This is a genomic window from Streptomyces odontomachi (genome assembly GCF_024435355.1).
Taxonomy (GTDB): Bacteria; Actinomycetota; Actinomycetes; order Streptomycetales; family Streptomycetaceae; genus Streptomyces; species Streptomyces odontomachi.
Map to the genome: position 1 here is coordinate 133,760 of NZ_JAMJWG010000006.1, position 17,107 is coordinate 150,866.

Sequence of the window (17,107 nt, forward strand, 5' to 3'; positions counted from 1 at the left end):
CGGCGTGGCGCGCCGGCCCGCTGATCTCAGGGACCGACCTCGGCCGGGTACCAGCGCTGGTCGTCGTGCAGGTACTCCGGGTCGCAGGTGACCTGGCGCAGCTCGGTCGGGCTCTCGGCGGCGACGCACAGCCCCGTCGCCCGGTTGACCAGCAGCGAGCCGCCGACCCATCCCTGGGTGTCGTCGTAGGTGCAGGCCGCGGTGGTGACGCCGCCGTCGGCGGCACCGGTCAGGCACTCGCCGGTGGCCTTGTTCTGCATGGCGAAGACCGCGCCCACCGAGCCCGGTTCGCCTTCCAGCGTCGGGCTGTTCCAGCGCTGGTTCGGGGTGCCGTCGCACTCGCCGAGGAACGCCCGGCCGGCGTCGTCGCCGGCCAGGCAGTACCCCTCATAGGCGCCGTTCCACCACTCGCCCGGTGTCACGCTCGCCGCGGCGGGTCCTGCCCCGGCCAGCAGGCCCCCCACCACCGCGGCGAGCAGGGCCGCTGCCCCACGTCCACGTGCTGCACGCACAGTCGTCTCCCTCGTTCGTTACACCGCTGACGGCCCGTCCGACGGCGGCCGAGGCGACCGTAGCCAGCCCGGGCACCCCGGCCCGGGCCGTTCCTGGGGGCGGTAAGCGATCCGTAAGGCCTTCCAGGTGGTGCGTGAGCCGGGCACGGCGGCACGCGGGAGGGAATGCCACGTCGCGGGCGTTCCAGCGCCATATCCTGATCCCTCCATTCACCCGTATATATCTACTCGAATCGGGATTGTCTCCCGGGCTTGGGAGGAGGGCGCGAGGCATGGCTGCGGACCAGGTGCCCGACGGACACGGCGGCCTGACCGCGCACCGGCTGCGGTACCGGGTCCGGGTCGGCGGTGTCGTGCAGGGGGTCGGGTTCCGGCCGTTCGTCTATGCGCTGGCGCACGGCCTGGGTCTTGCCGGGTGGGTCGGCAACACGGGTGACGGGGTGTCGGTCGAGGTCGAGGGCGCGCCGGACGCGCTGGAGGAGTTCGTCCGGCGCATCGCCGTGGACGCGCCGCCGCTGGCGGACGTGGCGGAGGTGAGCGCGGAACGCATCGCACCGGTCGCCGGCACCGGGTTCACCATCGTGACCTCGCAGGGCGGCGGGGGCCGCACGATGGTGCCGCCCGACATCGCGACCTGTGCCGACTGCCTGGCGGAGCTGCACGACCCGACCGACCGGCGCTCTCGTCACCCCTTCATCAGCTGCACCAACTGCGGTCCGCGCTTCACCATCATCCGTTCCCTGCCCTACGACCGGCCCGCCACGACCATGGCCGAGCTGCCGTTGTGCGCCACCTGCGCCGCCGAGTACGCGGACCCGGCCGACCGGCGCTTCCACGCGCAGACGGTGGCGTGCCCGCGGTGCGGCCCCACCCTGGCGCTGTCACGTGCCGAGGCGCCGGACGAGACCGGTGCGGCCGCGCTCGCCGGGGCGCGCCGGCTGCTGGCCGAGGGGGCGGTCGTCGCGGTGAAGGGCCTCGGCGGCTACCACCTGGCCTGCGACGCACGCGACGAGACGGTGGTGGCCGCGCTGCGCAAGCGCAAGGACCGCGGTGACAAACCGTTCGCCGTCATGGCCGCGAGCCTGGCCGTGGCCGAGGCGATCGCGGTCGTCTCCCCCGCCGAGCGGCGGCTGCTCTGCGCCGTCCAACGACCCGTCGTGCTGCTCCGTGCCCGCGGCGACGCATCCGGCGCACCGGCGCCCTCGGTGGCACCGGGCCATCCGGACATCGGGGTGATGCTGCCGTACACCCCGCTGCACCATCTGCTGTTCGGGCTGCCGGGCGATCCGGCGGGCCCGTCCCTGCTGGTGATGACCAGCGGCAACCTCGCCGGGGAACCGATCGTCACCGACGACGCCGCGGCCCGCACCCGGTTGGCGTCGCTCGCGGACGCCTGGCTCTGGTCCGACCGGCCGATCCGGGTGCCGTGCGACGACTCGGTGGTACGCGTCGCGGACGGCGACGTGCTGCCGGTGCGCAGGTCCCGGGGGTATGCGCCGCTGCCGATCGCGCTGCCGATGTTGGTTCGCCCGGCGCTGGCCGTGGGCGGCGACCTGAAGAACACCTGCTGCGTCGCCGAGGACGGCTACGCCTGGCTGTCGGCGCACGTCGGCGACATGGACGACCTCGCGACCCGGCGCGCCTTCGAGACGGCGGCCGACCACCTCGGCGCGCTCTGCGGGGTCCGCCCAGAGCTGGTGGTCGCCGACGAGCACCCCGGCTACCGCAGTACGGCGTGGGCACGCCGGAACCCGGCCGGGCTGCCGGTGGCCACCGTGCAGCACCATCATGCGCACATCGCCTCCGCCATGGCCGAGCACGGCCACACCGGCGCCACCCGGGTCATCGGCTTCGCCTTCGACGGCACCGGATACGGCCGCGACGGTGCCGTGTGGGGCGGCGAGGCGCTGCTGGCAGACTACGCCGGGTTCGAGCGCGCCGCCCAGCTGCGCTACGTGCCCCTGCCGGGCGGTGACGCCGGGGTGCGCAACCCGTGCCGGATGGCCCTGTCGCACCTGCGGGCGGCCGGTGTGCCCTGGGATGCGCGCCTGCCGTGCGTGGCGGCCTGCTCCGACGCGGAGCGCGCCGTGCTGGCCCGCCAGCTGGACACCGGTCTGCGCTGCACGCCCACGTCCAGCATGGGCCGGCTCTTCGACGCACTGTCGTCGCTGGCCGGCGTCTGCCACCGCGTCAGATACGAGGCGGAGGCCGCGATGCGGTTCGAGGAGCTGGCCCGGGACGCGATCGACGGCTGCTCGGGCCGGTATGCGTTCGCGCTGGTCCGCGGTGACGGTGGCCGCTCGGGTCGGGGCCTGCCCGCGGCGGGGGGTAGGGAACGGCAGGCGGCGTGGTCGAGCGGCCTGCGCGAGGCGGACGGCGAGCCGGCGCGGGCGGGCCGGTGCGCCGCGCTGCTGGCCGACCCGGCGCCGGTGATCGCAGCGGCGGCCTCCGACGTGCTGCACGGCGCCGCTCCACGGGACGTGGCGGCCCGCTTCCACCTGGCCGTCGTCGATCTGGTGGTGACCCTTGCGGTGCGGCTGCGCGAGCGCACCGGGCTGTCGGAAGTCGCCCTCTCCGGCGGCGTGTTCCTGAACGTCCTGCTGACCACCCTGTGCACGGACCGGCTGCGCGACCACGGTTTCCGGGTGCTGCGCCACCGCCGGGTACCACCGAGCGACGCGGGTCTCGCCCTGGGGCAGGTGGCGGTGGGGGCGCGGCAGGTCGGGCCGTAGCCACGGCGCAGCACGCCCGTGCCGGGCAGCAGATCATGCCGGTGCCGGACTGCTCACGCCGGTGCCGCCCACACGTCCGGGCCGCCGCCGCGCCACTCGACCAGGCCGGCGCCGTGCCGCAGCGCGTCGTCGTCCAGGTCCTCCAAGCCGGCGCGGCGCAGGAACTCCACCAGGTCTCCCAAGCCGTAGGCGAGGCCCACGCTCTCCCCGTCCACACGCACCCGCCGGCCGCCGCTCGTCGACGGCGCCTCCACGATCACCCGGGCCACTTCAGCCATACCTCCAGCATCACCCGGCCCACGCCCGTCCGCACCCGGTGGTCCGCCGGATCGCCGAGCGGGCGGCCGTACAGGGCCTTCTTCGGGCCGTGGGCCTTTTGTCGTCATGGACGCGCGTTGACACACAGGGGTGGGCTCGTACATATTTTTGCGTATGTTTTTCAGCCAGGCTCTGGAGCGCGCCGCGATCGTCACCGCTCTCATCGGTGTGAGCGCGCTCAGCGTGGCCGACATCCACTGTCGCTGAGCCGGCCCCGCCCCACGGCCCCGGCGGCTGTTCCGCCGCGCCCTGAGGCGGCCCTTCCAGGCCGGTGACCCACCGCCCGCAAGGCCGTCGCAACCCCACCGTGGCCGACCGGACGCTTGTGCACGGCCGGACCTGCGAGGACACTCCTCCTCCGTCCCTCCCCCATCCCCACCCGTCCGCCACCGCCCGGCACCCACCCCCGGTCCGGTGGCCGGCACCTGTCGAGAGGCCCCCATGCGCCCACCGTCCCGCACCGCCGCCCGCCGTCTCGCGGCCGCATCCGTCGCCCTCGCCCTGGCCTCGGTCGCGGTCGGCTGCGCAGGGCCGAAGAGCCATGACGACGGTGCCGGCGGGACACCGCACAAGGGCGGCACGCTCTCCGTCCTGAACGCCGTGCCGCAGACCAACTTCGACCCGGCGCGGCAGTACACCTCGGGCGGTGGCAACGTGCCCTCGCTGGTCTTCCGCACCCTGACCACCCGTAACCGCGAGAACGGCGCCGCCGGCACCAAGGTGGTGCCCGACCTGGCCACGGACCTCGGGACCCCGAGCAAGAACGCGACGGTGTGGAAGTACACCCTGAAGAAGGGTCTGAAGTACGAGAACGGCAAGCCGATCACCAGTGCCGACATCAAGTACGGCATCGAGCGGTCGTTCGCCGCCGAGCTCTCCGGCGGGGCCCCCTACCTGCGGGACTGGCTCGTCGGCGGGGCCGACTACCCCGGCCCCTACAAGGACAAGAAGGGGCTCGACTCCATCGAGACGCCCACGGCGCGGACCATCGTCTTCCACCTGAACAAGCCCGAGGGCGAGTTCCCCTTCCTGGCCACCCAGACGCAGTTCACTCCGGTGCCCCAGGGCGAGGACGACGGTACGAAGTACGAGAACCACCCGGTCTCCTCGGGCCCGTACCGGGTGGTCAAGAACGAGAACGACGGCGAGCACCTCGTCCTCGAACGGAACCGGTACTGGTCCGCCGAGACCGACGTCGAGCGCAAGGCGTACCCGGACCGCATCGACGTCCGCTCCGGCCTGGACTCCTCGGTGATCAACCAGCGCCTCCAGGCCGGCCAGGGCGCGGACGCCGCCGCCGTCACCACCGACACCAACCTCGGGCCGGCCGAGCTGGCCAAGGTCAGCAGCGACCCGAAGCTCGCCGACCGGGTCGGCACCGGGCACTTCGGCTACACCAACTACCTGGCGTTCAACCCGAAGGTGAAGCCGTTCGACGACCCGAGGGTGCGGCAGGCCGTCGCCTACGCCGTGGACCGCTCCTCGGTGGTCAACGCGGCCGGTGGGTCCTCGCTGGCCACCCCGGCGACGACGTTCCTGCCGGACCAGAAGGCCTTCGGCTACACGCCGTACGACCCGTTCCCCGCCGGCTCCGCCGGGAACCCGGCCAAGGCCAAGGCGCTGCTGAAGCAGGCCGGGTACGCGCACGGGCTCACCATCACCCTGACGCACTCGAACTCCAATGACTTCGAGACCAGCCCGGAGATCGCGACCGCCCTCCAGGACGCGCTCAAGAAGGCCGGCATCACGGTGAAGCTCAAGGGCCTGGAGTACAACGACTACTCGGACACCGTGAAGGACGTGAAGTCGGAACCGGGCCTCTTCCTCGCCCACTGGGGCGCCGACTGGCCCTCCGGCGGCCCCTTCCTGGCCCCGATCTTCGACGGCCGCCAGATCGTCAGGGGCGGCGCCAACTTCAACAGCGGGCAGCTGAACGACCCGGCCGTCAACAAGGAGATCGACGCGATCAACAAGATGACGGACCTGACCGCCGCCGCGCAGCGCTGGGGCGCCCTCGACGAGCGGATCGGCAAGCAGGCCCTGGTGGTGCCGCTCTTCCACCCCGTCTACAAGCGGCTGTTCGGCAAGGACGTCAGGAACGTCGTGATCAGCGACTGGACCGGCGTTCTCGATGTCTCGCAGACGGCGGTCAAGTAGTGCGGGACAGCGGAAACGGACAGGTCCGACGGGCCGCGGGCGTGCGGTCCTTCGGACACCCGGGAGTACCGGCGAAGGGACGCCGACGCCATGAGTGAGGCCCTGCTGCCGCAGGCCGACCCGGAGCCGGCACAGCCGGTCGGCTCCGGGGCGCGCCGCTTCTGGCAACGGCTGCGGGCGCAGCCCGCCACCCTGGTCGCGGGTGCGATCGTCGTCCTGCTCGTCCTCATCGCGCTGGCCGCGCCGCTGCTCACCGCGCTTGAGGGGCAGGACCCGACCACGTACCACCCCCAGCTGGTCGACTCGGCCCGGGGCGGGGTGCCCGTCGGCGGGCTCGGCGGGATCAGCGGCGAGCACTGGCTCGGCGTCGAACCGCAGACCGGCCGTGATCTGTTCGCCCGGCTGGTGTACGGGGCGCGCGTCTCCCTCGGGGTCGCGCTCGGCGCCACCTGCGTGCAGATCCTGATCGGGCTGGTCGTCGGGATCGGCGCGGGGCTCGGTGGGCAGTGGCTGGACCAGGTGCTCAGCCGGCTCACCGACATCTTCGTCGCGCTGCCGTTCATGATCATGGCACTGGCGGTGCTGGCCGTGGTACCGACCAGCCTGCCCCGGCCGGTGCTGGTGGCGCTCATCGTCGGAGTGGTCGCCTGGGGCTCGGTGGCGAGGATCGTGCGGGCGCAGACCATGACCCTCAAGGAGCTGGACCATGTCGCCGCGGCCCGGCTCAGCGGCTGGCGCACCTGGCAGATCGCCCGCCGCGAGCTGCTGCCCGCGCTCGCCTCGCCGGTCATCACCTACGGGGCGCTGTTGATCCCGGTGAACATCACCGTGGAGGCCGCCCTGTCGTTCCTCGGGGTCGGCGTCAAACCGCCCACCCCCTCCTGGGGGCAGATGATCACGGCATCGGACGTGTGGTACCAGGCCGCGCCGCAGTACCTGCTGTACCCGGCCGGGGCGCTGTTCGTCACCGTGCTGGCGATGACGGTCCTGGGCGACGGGGTGCGCACCGCGCTCGATCCGCGCGCCGCCTCCCGGCTGCGCATCGGCACCGGGCGCAAGCGGGAGGGCCGGGCATGAATCCCTCACCCGCCCTCCGCGAAGACGCGGTCAAGCGCCGTCCCGGGGATGCGCTGCTGCGCCGGACACCCGCCCTGCGGGGCCTCGGGAGCTTCGTGCTGCGCCGGGTGGTCGGCGCCGTCGCGACCCTGCTGGCCATCACCGTGATCGTCTACGCGGTGTTCTACATCGTGCCGGGCGACGTCGCCCAGATCACCTGCGGCCCGCGCTGCTCGCCCGCCCAGGTCCACCAGGTCGCCACCCAACTCCACCTGGACGAGCCGGTGTACGAGCGGTACTGGGAGTTCCTGCGCGGCATCGTCGCGGGCCGGGACTTCTCCACCGGTACCGCCACCGAGCACTGCGGGGCGCCCTGCCTGGGCCTTTCGTACCGCAGCGACCGGCAGGTCACGGACCTGATCCTCAGCAAGCTTCCGGTGACCGGGTCGCTGGCCCTGGGGGCCATGGTGATGTGGCTGCTGCTCGGTGTCGGCACCGGGCTGCTCTCCGCGTGGCGGCGCGGGCGGATCACCGAGCGGGTGCTGACCTGGCTCACCCTCGCCGGCACCGCCACCCCCGTCTTCGTGATCGGCCTGCTGCTGATGATCGTCGTCTGTGGCCAGTTGCAGTGGCTGCCGTTCCCGCAGTACGTGCCCTTCACCGAGGACCCGCAGCAGTGGGCCTGGAACCTGCTGCTGCCCTGGCTGTCCCTCGCGCTGATCGAGGCCGCCAAGTACGCACGGGTGACCCGGGCGGCGATCCTGGAGACGCTCGCCGAGGACCATGTGCGCACCTTCCGCGCCTACGGCATCGCCGAGCGGTCGGTGCTCGGCCGCCATGCGCTGCGCGGCGCCGTCGCACCCGTGATCGCGCTGACCGCCAACGACTTCGGGTCGATGTTCGGCGGGGCGGTGCTCACGGAGACCCTGTTCGGGCTGCCGGGCCTGGGCCGGGCGCTGGTCGAGGCGGTCGATGTGGTCGACCTGCCCGTGGTGGTCGGGATGGTGCTCGTCACCGGCTTCTTCGTGGTGCTGGCCAACACCGTCGCCGATGTGTTGCACGCGGTGGCCGACCGGCGGGTGGTGCTGGCATGAGCCTCGTTCAGGTAACCGGTCTGACCGTGGACTACGGCACCACGCGTGCCGTGGACGACCTCTCCTTCACGCTCCGCAAGGGCGCGGCGCTGGGTCTGGTCGGCGAGTCGGGCTCCGGCAAGAGCACCGTCGCCGCGGCCCTGCTCGGGCTGCACCGCGGCACCGGGACCCGGGTCACCGGCTCGGTCGAGGTGGCCGGCACCGATGTGCAGCAGGCCACGGACGAGGAGTTGCGCGCCCTGCGGGGCGCCCGGGCCGCGATGGTCTTCCAGGATCCGCTGTCGTCCCTGGACCCCTACTACGCGGTCGGCGACCAGATCGCCGAGGTGTACCGGGCGCACCACAAGACCGGGCGGCAGGCGGCGCGCGCCCGGGCCGTGCGGGTGCTCGACCAGGTCGGGATCGCCGACGCCGCGCGCCGGGCGCGGATGCGGCCGCACGAGTTCAGCGGCGGGATGCGCCAGCGGGCCCTGATCGCGATGGCCATGGCCCTCGAACCGGACCTGCTCGTCGCCGACGAGCCGACCACCGCGCTGGACGTCACCGTCCAGGCGCAGATCCTCGACCTGCTGCACGGCCTGCGCGAGGAGACCGGGATGGGTCTGCTGCTCGTTACGCACGACGTGGGGGTGGCGGCGGAGAGCGTCGACGACGTGCTGGTGATGCGGGGCGGGCGGGTGGTCGAACGCGGCCCCGTCGCCACGGTGCTGGGCTCCCCCGTCCAGCCGTACACCCGCGAGCTGCTCGGCTCGGTGCCGCGCGTGGACGCACCCGTGCCGCCGCGCGCCCCGGTCACCGGCGACGTGCTGCTCACCGCCACCGGTTTGCGCCGCGAGTTCGGTCGGGGGCGGCGCGCGGTCACCGCGGTGGACGGGGTGTCCCTCACCCTGCACACGGGCGAGACGCTGGGCGTGGTCGGGGAGAGCGGCAGCGGCAAGACCACGCTCGGGCGGCTGCTGGTCGGCCTGCTGGAGCCGACCGGCGGCACCCTGCGCTACGACGGCAGGCGTCCACGGGTGCAGATGGTGTTCCAGGATCCCGTCGCCTCGCTCAACCCGCGGCGCAGCATCGGCGAAGCGGTGGCCGATCCGCTGCGGGCCCGGGGCGAGCGCGACGGGGCCCGGCTGCGTGCCCGGGTCGGCGAGCTGCTGGAGCGGGTCGGGCTCGACCCGGCGCACTACGACCGCTATCCGCACGAGTTCAGCGGCGGGCAGCGGCAGCGCGTCGGGATCGCCCGCGCCCTCGCCCCCCAGCCCGACCTGGTGGTCTGCGACGAGCCGGTCTCCTCGCTGGACGTCACCACACAGGCCCAGGTGATCGCGCTGCTCGCCGAGGTCCAGCGGGAGTTCGGGATCGCCCTGGTCTTCATCGCGCACGACCTCGCCGTGGTGCGCCAGGTCAGCGACCGGGTGGCGGTCATGCGGCAGGGTCGCCTCGTGGAGGTCGGCGAGGTGGCCGAGGTGTACGGGAAGCCGCGCGATCCGTACACCCGCCGGCTGTTGGCCGCCGTGCCCGCGCTCGATCCGGTCGCCGCCGCCGAGCGGCGCACCGCCCGCCGGGCGCTGACCGCGGCACCGTGAGCGTGCGGTGACGTGCCCGGGGCGCCGGACGGTCAAGGCCGTCGGGCGCCCCGGACGTGCTCCCGGAGCAACGGGCCCACCTGAGCCCCCGACCGTCAGGCGTGCGGCCCCGGCCACTCGCACAGCAGCACCGTGGCGTCGTCCTCCAGGAATCCGTCGTGGTGGTCGACGAAGGAGTGGACGAAGCGGCGCACGGTCTCCGGGACGGACACACCGTAGGCATGGTGCTGGGCGAGCGAGTCGATCAGGCGGGCCAGGCCGTACTGGCAGGCGTCCGGGCGACGTGCCTCGATGATGCCGTCCGTGTAGAGGGCGACCCGGTCACCCGGTTCGAGCCGGGCGTGGCAGACGGTCGCCGCCGGGGCGCCCAGGCCGATGCCCAGCGGGAAGGCGGGCCGGCACGGCAGCCGGATCCCCTCTCCGCCGCGCAGCAACAGCACCGGGTGGTGCCCGAAGTTGGCCCAGCTGAGCACCCCGGAGCGGGTGTCGAGCGAGGCCAGCGCCGCGGTGGCGAAGCGCTCGCCGTCGAACTGGCCGACCAGTTCCCGGTCGATCGCGAGGCCGGCCTCGGCGATCCCGGCCCCGCGGTGCCGGGCACTGCGTGCGGCCGCCAGGGCCAGGGCGGCGACCTGGCCGGCGGCGGTGTCATGCCCCATGGCGTCGAAGATCGACAGATGGACCAGGGCGCCGTCGATCGCGTAGTCGTAGGCGTCACCGCTGATCTGGTACGAGGGCTCCAGCGTCGCGGCGATGACCACACGGGAGTCCCGGTAGGTGCGCGGCGGCATCAGCTGCCACTGCGCCTCGGCGGCGACGTTCATGGGGCTGGTGCGGTTCGCCCGGGCGTAGCCGTCGCTGTGGCCGCGCTTGCTGACGATGGCCAGGGCCACCAGCGCGGCCAGGTGCCGGGCGTCCTCGCGGGCCCCGGCTCCGCTTTCCGTGCTGGTCATCCGCATCAGTCCGACTCGGTCGAGACCGTCGAACATCGGCACCCAGTAGCCGAACCCGAGCGGCGACGGCGCGTAGTCGGGCAGCACGTTGCCGCTCTGGTACGCCCGGCCGGGAAGGGTGCCCTCGATCGGCAGGACCTCCGGGACGGAAGCGGGGGTGGAGCCGCCCGGCAGCAGATGCAGCCCCCGGCGCTCCACATCGCCGACGTACAGGCGGACCTCGGCGAAGCCCGCGTTCTTGGCGTGCTCGGCCACCGTGTCCGCCAGATCGTCCAGTGCCGTGACGCCGACGACGTCCAGCAGCCCCGTCAGCATCCTCTGGACACCGCCGTCCCGTTCACTCACCTCAGCACGTCCCATGTTGCGCGTCCAGCGTGAATCGGTTGATTCCAGTGTGCAACGGGCCGCGGGTGGGCGCAGGAGATGCCGGGGTTACCTTGAGTGACTGGGAACTGCGAGGGGTGCGCGCGGTGCGGGAGGGGGCGCGGGGCCCGGTATGCAGGGGGCGCAGGACAACAGAGCGGCGCCACAACGATGTGCTCAGGCTCGCCGCGTGATGTCCGCGTCGGCCACCCCGACTGGTCTGCTTTTCCGGCTGGGGGTCCGGGGGTCGTCCCCCGGAAAAATGGAGTATGCAGGAGGCAACGCGCCGCACCGCGGCGTGCAGAGGGGGAGCCGGCCGGTCTTGCCGGACGGCAGGTAAGTTACTATACGCAGCCGCACACAACCACATCGACCGGTGGCGATTCCGGTCTGGGTCACCGATGCCGGGCCTTCTCTCCCCAGGGCGGCGGTGATCCTCCTGCCTTGGAGGAAAATCCGAAATGTTCCAGCGCATGGGAAGCGCTGTCGTCCGGCATCCGATCTGGACGATCGTGGCCTGGGTGATCGCGGCGGTCGCGATCGTCGCCACGGCTCCGACCCTGCCGTCGAGCAGTGACCAGAGCAGCTTCCTCCCCAAGAGTTACGAGTCCATCCAGGCAGCCGGCGTCCAGTCGAAGGCGTTCCCGGGCGCCTTCACCCCGGCCGCAATCGCGTTGTACCAGCGCACCGACGGCGGCAAGCTGACCAAGACCGACCTCAGCGACATCGCCCGTATCACTTCCGAGCTGGGCAAGAAGCACATCGACCAGGTGCAGAAGGTCATCCCCGGCCAGCCGTCCAAGGACGGCAAGTACGACACCACTCTGGTCCAGATGGACAACAAGAAGGCCGGTCAGCCCGAGCAGAACGAGGCGGCGAAAACCCTCCGCGAGGATCTGAAGGACCTGGCCAAGGGCACCGACCTGGACGTCAAGCTCGGTGGCGCCGCGGCCCAGGCGTTGGACCAGGAGGACTCCTCCAAGCGTGGTCAGGCGCTGATCGGCATCGGCACCTTCGGCATCATCCTGATCACGCTGCTGATCATCTTCCGAGCGCCGCTCCTGGCCGTGCTGCCCCTGATCCTGATCGGCGTGGTGTCCGCGATCGCCAACGGGCTGATCGCCTACGCCACCAAGCTGTTCGACCTCGAGGCCAACAGCTCGGTGTCCTCGATACTGATCGTGGTCCTGTTCGGCGTGGGCACCGACTACTTCCTCTTCCTCATGTTCCGCTACCGCGAGCGGTTGCGCGCCGGTGACGAACCCAAGCAGGCCATGGTGGAAGCGGTCGCCCGGGTCGGTGAGGCCATCGCGTCGGCCGCCGGTGCGGTCATCATCGCCTTCCTCGCACTGATCCTGTCCACCCTCGGCTTCCTCAAGCAGATGGGCCCGGCGCTGGCCATCGCGGTGGCCGCCACCCTGATCGCCGGCCTGACGCTGATTCCGGCCGTGGTCTCGCTGATCGGCCCGAAGATCTTCTGGCCGTCCAAGAGCTGGCAGCGCGAGCCGGAGAACGCCCGTTTCGCAGCGCTCGGCCGTGGCGTGCAGCGTCGCCCGGCGCTCACCACCATCATCTCGGGAGCCATCCTGGCGGCGCTGGCGTTCGGCGTCACCGAGTACAAGGCCACCTTCGACCTCGCCTCGGGCTCCATGCCCGACACCAAGGAGTCGATGGTCGTCCAGAACCAGATGGAGAAGGCGTACTCCGCCGGCGCCGCATCACCCACCGACGTCTACCTGACCAGCACCAACGGCAAGCCGCTCGACAAGAACGCGCTGGGCGCCTACGCGAAGCAGCTCGGCGCGGTGGACGGTGTCGCCGACGCCCTCCCGCCGCGGTACAGCAAGGACGGCGCCACCGCGGACTTCACCCTCACCCTCAAGTACGGTGCCGCCACCGACAAGGCGCTCGACGTGGTGAGCGAGGTGCGCGACGTCGCGCACTCCGACGCCCCGCCCGGGACAAAGGCCCTGGTCGGCGGCATGTCCTCGATCTACAAGGACGTCGACACCGCGGTCAACCACGACTACAAGACCGTCTTCCCCGTCGCCGCGGTACTGATCATGCTCATCCTGGGCCTGCTGCTCCGCAGCATCGTCGCGCCCTGGTACCTGATCGCCTCGGTCGGCCTCGGATTCGGCGCCACCCTCGGCGCCACCGTGCTGGTCTTCCAGAAGATCCAGGGCCACTCGGGGCTGATGTTCATGCTCCCGGTGATCATGTACTTGTTCGTGGTCGCGATCGGCACCGACTACAACATCCTCATGATCGCCCGACTCCGCGAGGAGGCACGCGAGGGCCTGGACCCGCGCGCCGCCGCCGGAATGGCGCTGCGGCACGCCGGGCCGACCGTGGCAGCGGCCGGATTCATCCTGGCGGCGACGTTCGCCACGATGCTGCTGGCCGGCAACTCGCTGCTCTCGGAGATGGGCTTCGCGGTCTCCTTCGGCATCGCGATCGCCGCCTTCGTGATGTCGATGTTCTTCACGCCGAGCCTCACCGCGCTGATCGGCCATGCGGCATGGTGGCCGGGGCACGGGGACAGGGCCAGGGAGACGGGACCGGTCACGGCGCCCGCCGCACCCACCGGCCCCTACGAGCCCGCGCTCGTCCCCGGCAACGGCCAGGCCGGCTACGCCCAGGAGGCCCAGGGCTACCCGCAGCAGGGTTACAACCAGCAGGGCTACCCCCAGCAGCAGTACCAGCAGGGCTACCCGCAGCAGGGACACGGCCAGCAGGGCTACCCGCAACAACAGGGACACCCCCAGCAGGGTCACCCGCAACAGCAGTACGGCCAGCAGGGCTACCCCCAGAACCCCCAGCAGAACCCCCAGGGGTACCCCCAGCAGAACGCCCAGCCGGGCTACAACCCGCAGGGCAACCCCCAGGGGTATGACGCCCAGGGCAACCCGCAGGGGCACAACCCGCAAGGGTGGGGCCCGCAGGGCTAGCAGTACACGAGTGGGGCGCGCCGGAGCAGGGCGCGCTGTGCAGGACGACCGGCCACCCGCGGCACGGAAGGGTGACCACGGCCGAGGCGGGCGATCCCGAGTGGATCGCCCGCCTCTCGTCGTTCGTCGGGGCCGTCGCGCGCGCCCGGCCATCTCCCCCGCGATCGGAAAGCGGCAACGGAGCGACAAGGATTGGCACAAACTTTCATCTGACCCCTGTTCGAAGATGATTGATTGGCAGTAAGTTTCAATTTCAGTCCCACAGACAGAAGTTGTCCTCCCCACCCCCCACCCTGCGGGAGCACGCATGTCGTTCTTCGAGCACTCCGGAATGGGCCGTCGCAGATTCCTCACCTCGGCCGCCGCGCTCAGCCTCGGAACCGGAGCCGTGATCCTCGGTTCCACTCCGGCACGGGCCGTCCAAGCCGCCCCCACCATCTACGACACCACGGCGTGGAACGCCCGGCCACCGTCCTCAGCAGTCAGCCTGGCCGGCAACGACCCCAACAAGATCGTGGTGCACCACACCGCGTTCGACAACACTCCGGACACCGGCCAGTCCGGCTCCTTCGCCATAGCCAAGGAGATCCAGGACCTGCACATGGACACGAACGGCTGGATCGACTCCGGCCAGCACTTCACCATCAGCCGCACCGGCTACATCATGGAGGGCCGCCACCGCAGCCTGGAACGCCTCCGCGCGGGCAGCGACATGGTCGTGGGCGCCCACACCGTCGGCCAGAACAGCCAGGGCATCGGCATAGAGAACAACGGCACCTACATCACCGAGGCCCCGCCGCAGGTCCTCTACACGAGCCTGGTCGGCATGTGCGCGTACATCTGCACCCAGTACGGGCTCAACCCGAACGAGATCTACGGGCACCGGGACTTCAACGACACCGAGTGCCCGGGTGACACCTTCTACGCGATGCTGCCGCAGCTGCGCAGCGACGTCGCCGCCGCGATGTAGCAGGGCTGCGCCCGTAGGCACGGTGCCGGGGCCCCGGCCGCCCGTGGCGGGCGTGCCGGGGCCCCGGCGGTCCCGGGTCAGTCGATCGACCAGTAGACGTTGTAGTGCTGGTGGTGCGTGCGGGCGATGGGCGCGAGGGTCATGCCGTTGCCGTCGGCGGTCGCCGTGAACGACATCGGCGCGTCGGCCGTCTTGCGCACCGAGCCGGTGGTGAGGGCGGGCATCCGCGAGGAGCCGGAGCTCCCGTAGGCGCCGGCCAGCACCACGGGCCCGTACAGCACCGCCGCCACGTTGGAGGCGTCCGGCGTGGACTCGATCGTCGTCTGCATCGGCAGGGAGACCTGCACGGTGTCGCCGGTCTGCCAGGTGCGGTCCAGGGTCAGCCAGCTACCGGCGGCCGGGGTGTCCGGGAGCTGCTGGCCGTTGAGCGTGGCCCGCGCGCCCTTCGCCCATCCGGGGATGCGCACCGAAAGCTGGTGTGCGGCGCCGCCCGCGGTGACCGTGAGGGTGGTGCCGGCCTCGTCGGGGAACCCGTTGGTCTGCCGCCAGGTGATGCCCTGTTCCTGCCAGTGCACCTCCGAGGGGATGAACAGGTTCACCAGCAGGCTCTGGGCGTCGTGGGTGTAGATGGTGTCGGCGAACTTCGCCTGGGTCTCCATGCCCGAGCCGTGGTCGCAGGAGAAGTTGTCGTAGTCGGTGGAGTACTGGTTCGCGTCCGAGCCCATGAAGGAGGGCTGCTGCTTGAACGCGCCGGGGATGAGGCCGGTGTAGTAGATGTTGAAGCCGTGCGAGGAGTTCGGGTCCTGCTCGCCGAGCATCTGGTTGAACAGGGTGCGCTCGTAGTAGTCGAGCAGGTCGGTGCGGGACGGGTCGTGGAAGTGCAGCAGCCGGGTGAGCTTGAGCATGTTGTAGCTGTTGCAGTTCTCGCAGGTGCCGTTGGACAGCTGGGAGGCGATGGCGTCCGGCGCGTGGAAGACCTCGCCGTTGCTGTTGCCGCCGATCACGTAGGTGTGGTGGTCGGTGACGATCTGCCAGAAGTTGCTGCCGATCGTGCGGTAGCTGTCGTCCAGACCCTCCTCCCACTGCCGGATCGCGCCGACCATCTTGGGGATCTGGGTGTTGGCGTGCAGCCCGTTGAGCCGGTCCTCGTTCCTGGCCAGCGGGTCGAAGACGACGGCGTGGCGGAAGCGCTCCGACACGTCGAGCCACCGGCTGTCCCCGGTGAGGGAGTGCAGGTCGGCCAGTACGTCGGCCATGCCGCCGAACTCCGTCTGCAACACGTTCTGCATCGTCGCGTAGGACAGGTTCGCGGTGCGCGTGTCCACCCAGGCGGCCTGGTTCAACACCACGTCCAGGGCTTGGTCGTTGCCGGCCGAGCGGTACTGCTCGACGAGGCCGGCCATGATCTTGTGGATGGTGTAGTACGGCGCCCAGACCCCGGATCCGGCCTCGAGCCGGTCGAAGAAGTTCTCCGGGTACGCCGAGAGGTAGCCCTTGCCGAATCCGGCCTGCGGGGAGCGCGCCTGGCAGTCGGCGAGCGCGGCGACCAGTTGGTCGCCCTTGGCCTGGAGCGCACCGTCCCCCGTGTTGGCGTACGCCAGGGCGAGCCCGGACATCAGATGCCCGGTGCTGTGGCCGCGCAGTTCCGTGTCCGGCGACTCCCATCCACCGCACGGCTGGGCCGAGCTGGACACACCCACGTTGCGGCGGAAGGTGTACAGCAGCCGGTCGATGTCGACGTATCGCAGGTAGGCCGAGTTGCGCGCCTGGTTGTCCTTGAAGGCGCTGGACAGCAGGGTGACCGCGGTGAGGGGGAAGGGCTGCACGGTGGACGCCGCCCGCGGTGTCCCACCGCTGCCGGCCGCGCCGGCGCGCGCCGTGCCGGAATGTGCCGTCCCGTGTGTCCCGGGTGCCGCTGTGGCGCGGGTGGCGCCTGTTGCGAGCAATGCCGCGGTGCCGCCCGCCGCCGCCAGGAAGTGCCGTCTGTGCAGTGATCCACTCATGTCGAACCTTCCGTGTGCCGTGAGCCCCCGGGGGCCAGGACGGCCCGCCTCTCCTGAGGTGCGGGGGGCTTCGGTGCGTTCGATGCGCCCCGTAGGGTCGGTGTGTTCCGTGCGTGGGACGTGCTGGGTGCGCTCGTCGCGTGCTGCGGGTCTGCTGCGCTTCGTGCGCTCGACGCGCTCCGTGTGCGCTTGATGCTCTCCGTGCGCTTGATGTGCTCCGAGCGCCCGGAACGTGGTGCGCTGGGCGTGGCATGCCGTCGGGCGCCCAGGACGACCTTCCGGGTACGCGGCGCACGACAGGGCCCGAAGCACGCGATGGGCCCGATGTGCATGTGCTCGATGCGCGTGGGTCCATCCGACCCCATCGTTCGAGATACCGAACGATGTGCGATATACGGTGCGTGCCCTCACGGTAGCCGAA

The 17,107-nt window shown here is 71.5% G+C and carries 12 protein-coding genes; 8 read left to right on the forward strand and 4 right to left on the reverse strand.

Going from position 1 to position 17,107, the window contains the following annotated elements; genetic code table 11:
- Positions 1-26: 26 nt before the first annotated feature.
- On the reverse strand, positions 27-512 hold the full coding sequence (locus NQO67_RS15235) for an RICIN domain-containing protein (RefSeq protein WP_255950502.1): 486 nt from the start codon (positions 510-512) through the stop codon (positions 27-29).
- Between the two features lie 272 nt (positions 513-784).
- On the opposite strand from NQO67_RS15235, the gene hypF reads away from it, so the two are divergent.
- Positions 785-3,244 carry a carbamoyltransferase HypF gene (gene hypF / locus NQO67_RS15240; RefSeq protein ID WP_255950503.1) on the forward strand — a complete coding sequence of 820 codons (2,460 nt, stop codon included), beginning with the start codon at positions 785-787 and terminating at the stop codon, positions 3,242-3,244.
- A 53-nt stretch (positions 3,245-3,297) separates the two neighbouring features.
- On the opposite strand, the gene NQO67_RS15245 is transcribed toward hypF, so the two are convergent.
- Positions 3,298-3,522 (reverse strand): hypothetical protein, encoded by a 225-nt coding sequence (locus NQO67_RS15245; RefSeq protein ID WP_255950504.1) that lies wholly within the window; start codon positions 3,520-3,522, stop codon positions 3,298-3,300.
- A gap of 154 nt (positions 3,523-3,676) precedes the next feature.
- Between NQO67_RS15245 and NQO67_RS44570 the strand changes: the two genes are divergently transcribed.
- From NQO67_RS44570 to NQO67_RS15265, 5 genes are all read left to right on the forward strand, one after another.
- Positions 3,677-3,769, forward strand: a complete 93-nt coding sequence (locus tag NQO67_RS44570; RefSeq protein WP_374119000.1) for an Ms4533A family Cys-rich leader peptide — start codon at positions 3,677-3,679, stop codon at positions 3,767-3,769.
- A 234-nt stretch (positions 3,770-4,003) separates the two neighbouring features.
- Positions 4,004-5,719 carry an ABC transporter substrate-binding protein gene (locus tag NQO67_RS15250; RefSeq protein ID WP_255950505.1) on the forward strand — a complete coding sequence of 572 codons (1,716 nt, stop codon included), beginning with the start codon at positions 4,004-4,006 and terminating at the stop codon, positions 5,717-5,719.
- A gap of 90 nt (positions 5,720-5,809) precedes the next feature.
- A complete protein-coding gene (locus NQO67_RS15255) occupies positions 5,810-6,796 on the forward strand; it encodes an ABC transporter permease (protein WP_255950506.1) in 987 nt (328 codons plus the stop codon).
- A gap of 74 nt (positions 6,797-6,870) precedes the next feature.
- Positions 6,871-7,869: an ABC transporter permease gene (locus NQO67_RS15260; protein WP_255950719.1), complete on the forward strand. Its 999-nt coding sequence runs from the start codon at positions 6,871-6,873 to the stop codon at positions 7,867-7,869.
- Complete coding sequence (locus NQO67_RS15265; RefSeq protein ID WP_255950507.1) at positions 7,866-9,449, forward strand: dipeptide ABC transporter ATP-binding protein; 1,584 nt, start codon at positions 7,866-7,868, stop codon at positions 9,447-9,449. Before NQO67_RS15260 ends, NQO67_RS15265 begins: the two co-directional genes overlap by 4 nt.
- 95 nt (positions 9,450-9,544) lie before the next feature.
- Here the strand turns inward: NQO67_RS15265 and NQO67_RS44255 are convergent, their stop codons facing one another.
- Complete coding sequence (locus tag NQO67_RS44255; protein WP_255950508.1) at positions 9,545-10,744, reverse strand: PP2C family protein-serine/threonine phosphatase; 1,200 nt, start codon at positions 10,742-10,744, stop codon at positions 9,545-9,547.
- A 479-nt stretch (positions 10,745-11,223) separates the two neighbouring features.
- Here NQO67_RS44255 and NQO67_RS15275 point away from each other — a divergent pair, with 479 nt between their 5' ends.
- Positions 11,224-13,713 (forward strand): MMPL family transporter, encoded by a 2,490-nt coding sequence (locus tag NQO67_RS15275; protein ID WP_255950509.1) that lies wholly within the window; start codon positions 11,224-11,226, stop codon positions 13,711-13,713.
- Between the two features lie 307 nt (positions 13,714-14,020).
- On the forward strand, positions 14,021-14,683 hold the full coding sequence (locus tag NQO67_RS15280) for a peptidoglycan recognition protein family protein (protein WP_255950510.1): 663 nt from the start codon (positions 14,021-14,023) through the stop codon (positions 14,681-14,683).
- Between the two features lie 77 nt (positions 14,684-14,760).
- On the opposite strand, the gene NQO67_RS15285 is transcribed toward NQO67_RS15280, so the two are convergent.
- Positions 14,761-16,686 (reverse strand): glycoside hydrolase family 127 protein, encoded by a 1,926-nt coding sequence (locus NQO67_RS15285; protein ID WP_305125856.1) that lies wholly within the window; start codon positions 16,684-16,686, stop codon positions 14,761-14,763.
- Positions 16,687-17,107 lie beyond the last annotated feature (421 nt).

Excerpts from the sequence above, each read along its gene's own strand:
- hypF (WP_255950503.1), top strand. The coding sequence starts at position 785 with ATGGCTGCGGACCAGGTGCCCGACGGACACGGCGGCCTGACCGCGCAC.
- NQO67_RS15245 (WP_255950504.1), bottom strand. The coding sequence starts at position 3,522 with ATGGCTGAAGTGGCCCGGGTGATCGTGGAGGCGCCGTCGACGAGCGGC.
- NQO67_RS44570 (WP_374119000.1), top strand. The coding sequence starts at position 3,677 with ATGTTTTTCAGCCAGGCTCTGGAGCGCGCCGCGATCGTCACCGCTCTC.
- NQO67_RS15250 (WP_255950505.1), top strand. The coding sequence starts at position 4,004 with ATGCGCCCACCGTCCCGCACCGCCGCCCGCCGTCTCGCGGCCGCATCC.
- NQO67_RS15255 (WP_255950506.1), top strand. The coding sequence starts at position 5,810 with ATGAGTGAGGCCCTGCTGCCGCAGGCCGACCCGGAGCCGGCACAGCCG.
- NQO67_RS15265 (WP_255950507.1), top strand. The coding sequence starts at position 7,866 with ATGAGCCTCGTTCAGGTAACCGGTCTGACCGTGGACTACGGCACCACG.
- NQO67_RS15275 (WP_255950509.1), top strand. The coding sequence starts at position 11,224 with ATGTTCCAGCGCATGGGAAGCGCTGTCGTCCGGCATCCGATCTGGACG.
- NQO67_RS15280 (WP_255950510.1), top strand. The coding sequence starts at position 14,021 with ATGTCGTTCTTCGAGCACTCCGGAATGGGCCGTCGCAGATTCCTCACC.
- NQO67_RS15285 (WP_305125856.1), bottom strand. The coding sequence starts at position 16,686 with ATGAGTGGATCACTGCACAGACGGCACTTCCTGGCGGCGGCGGGCGGC.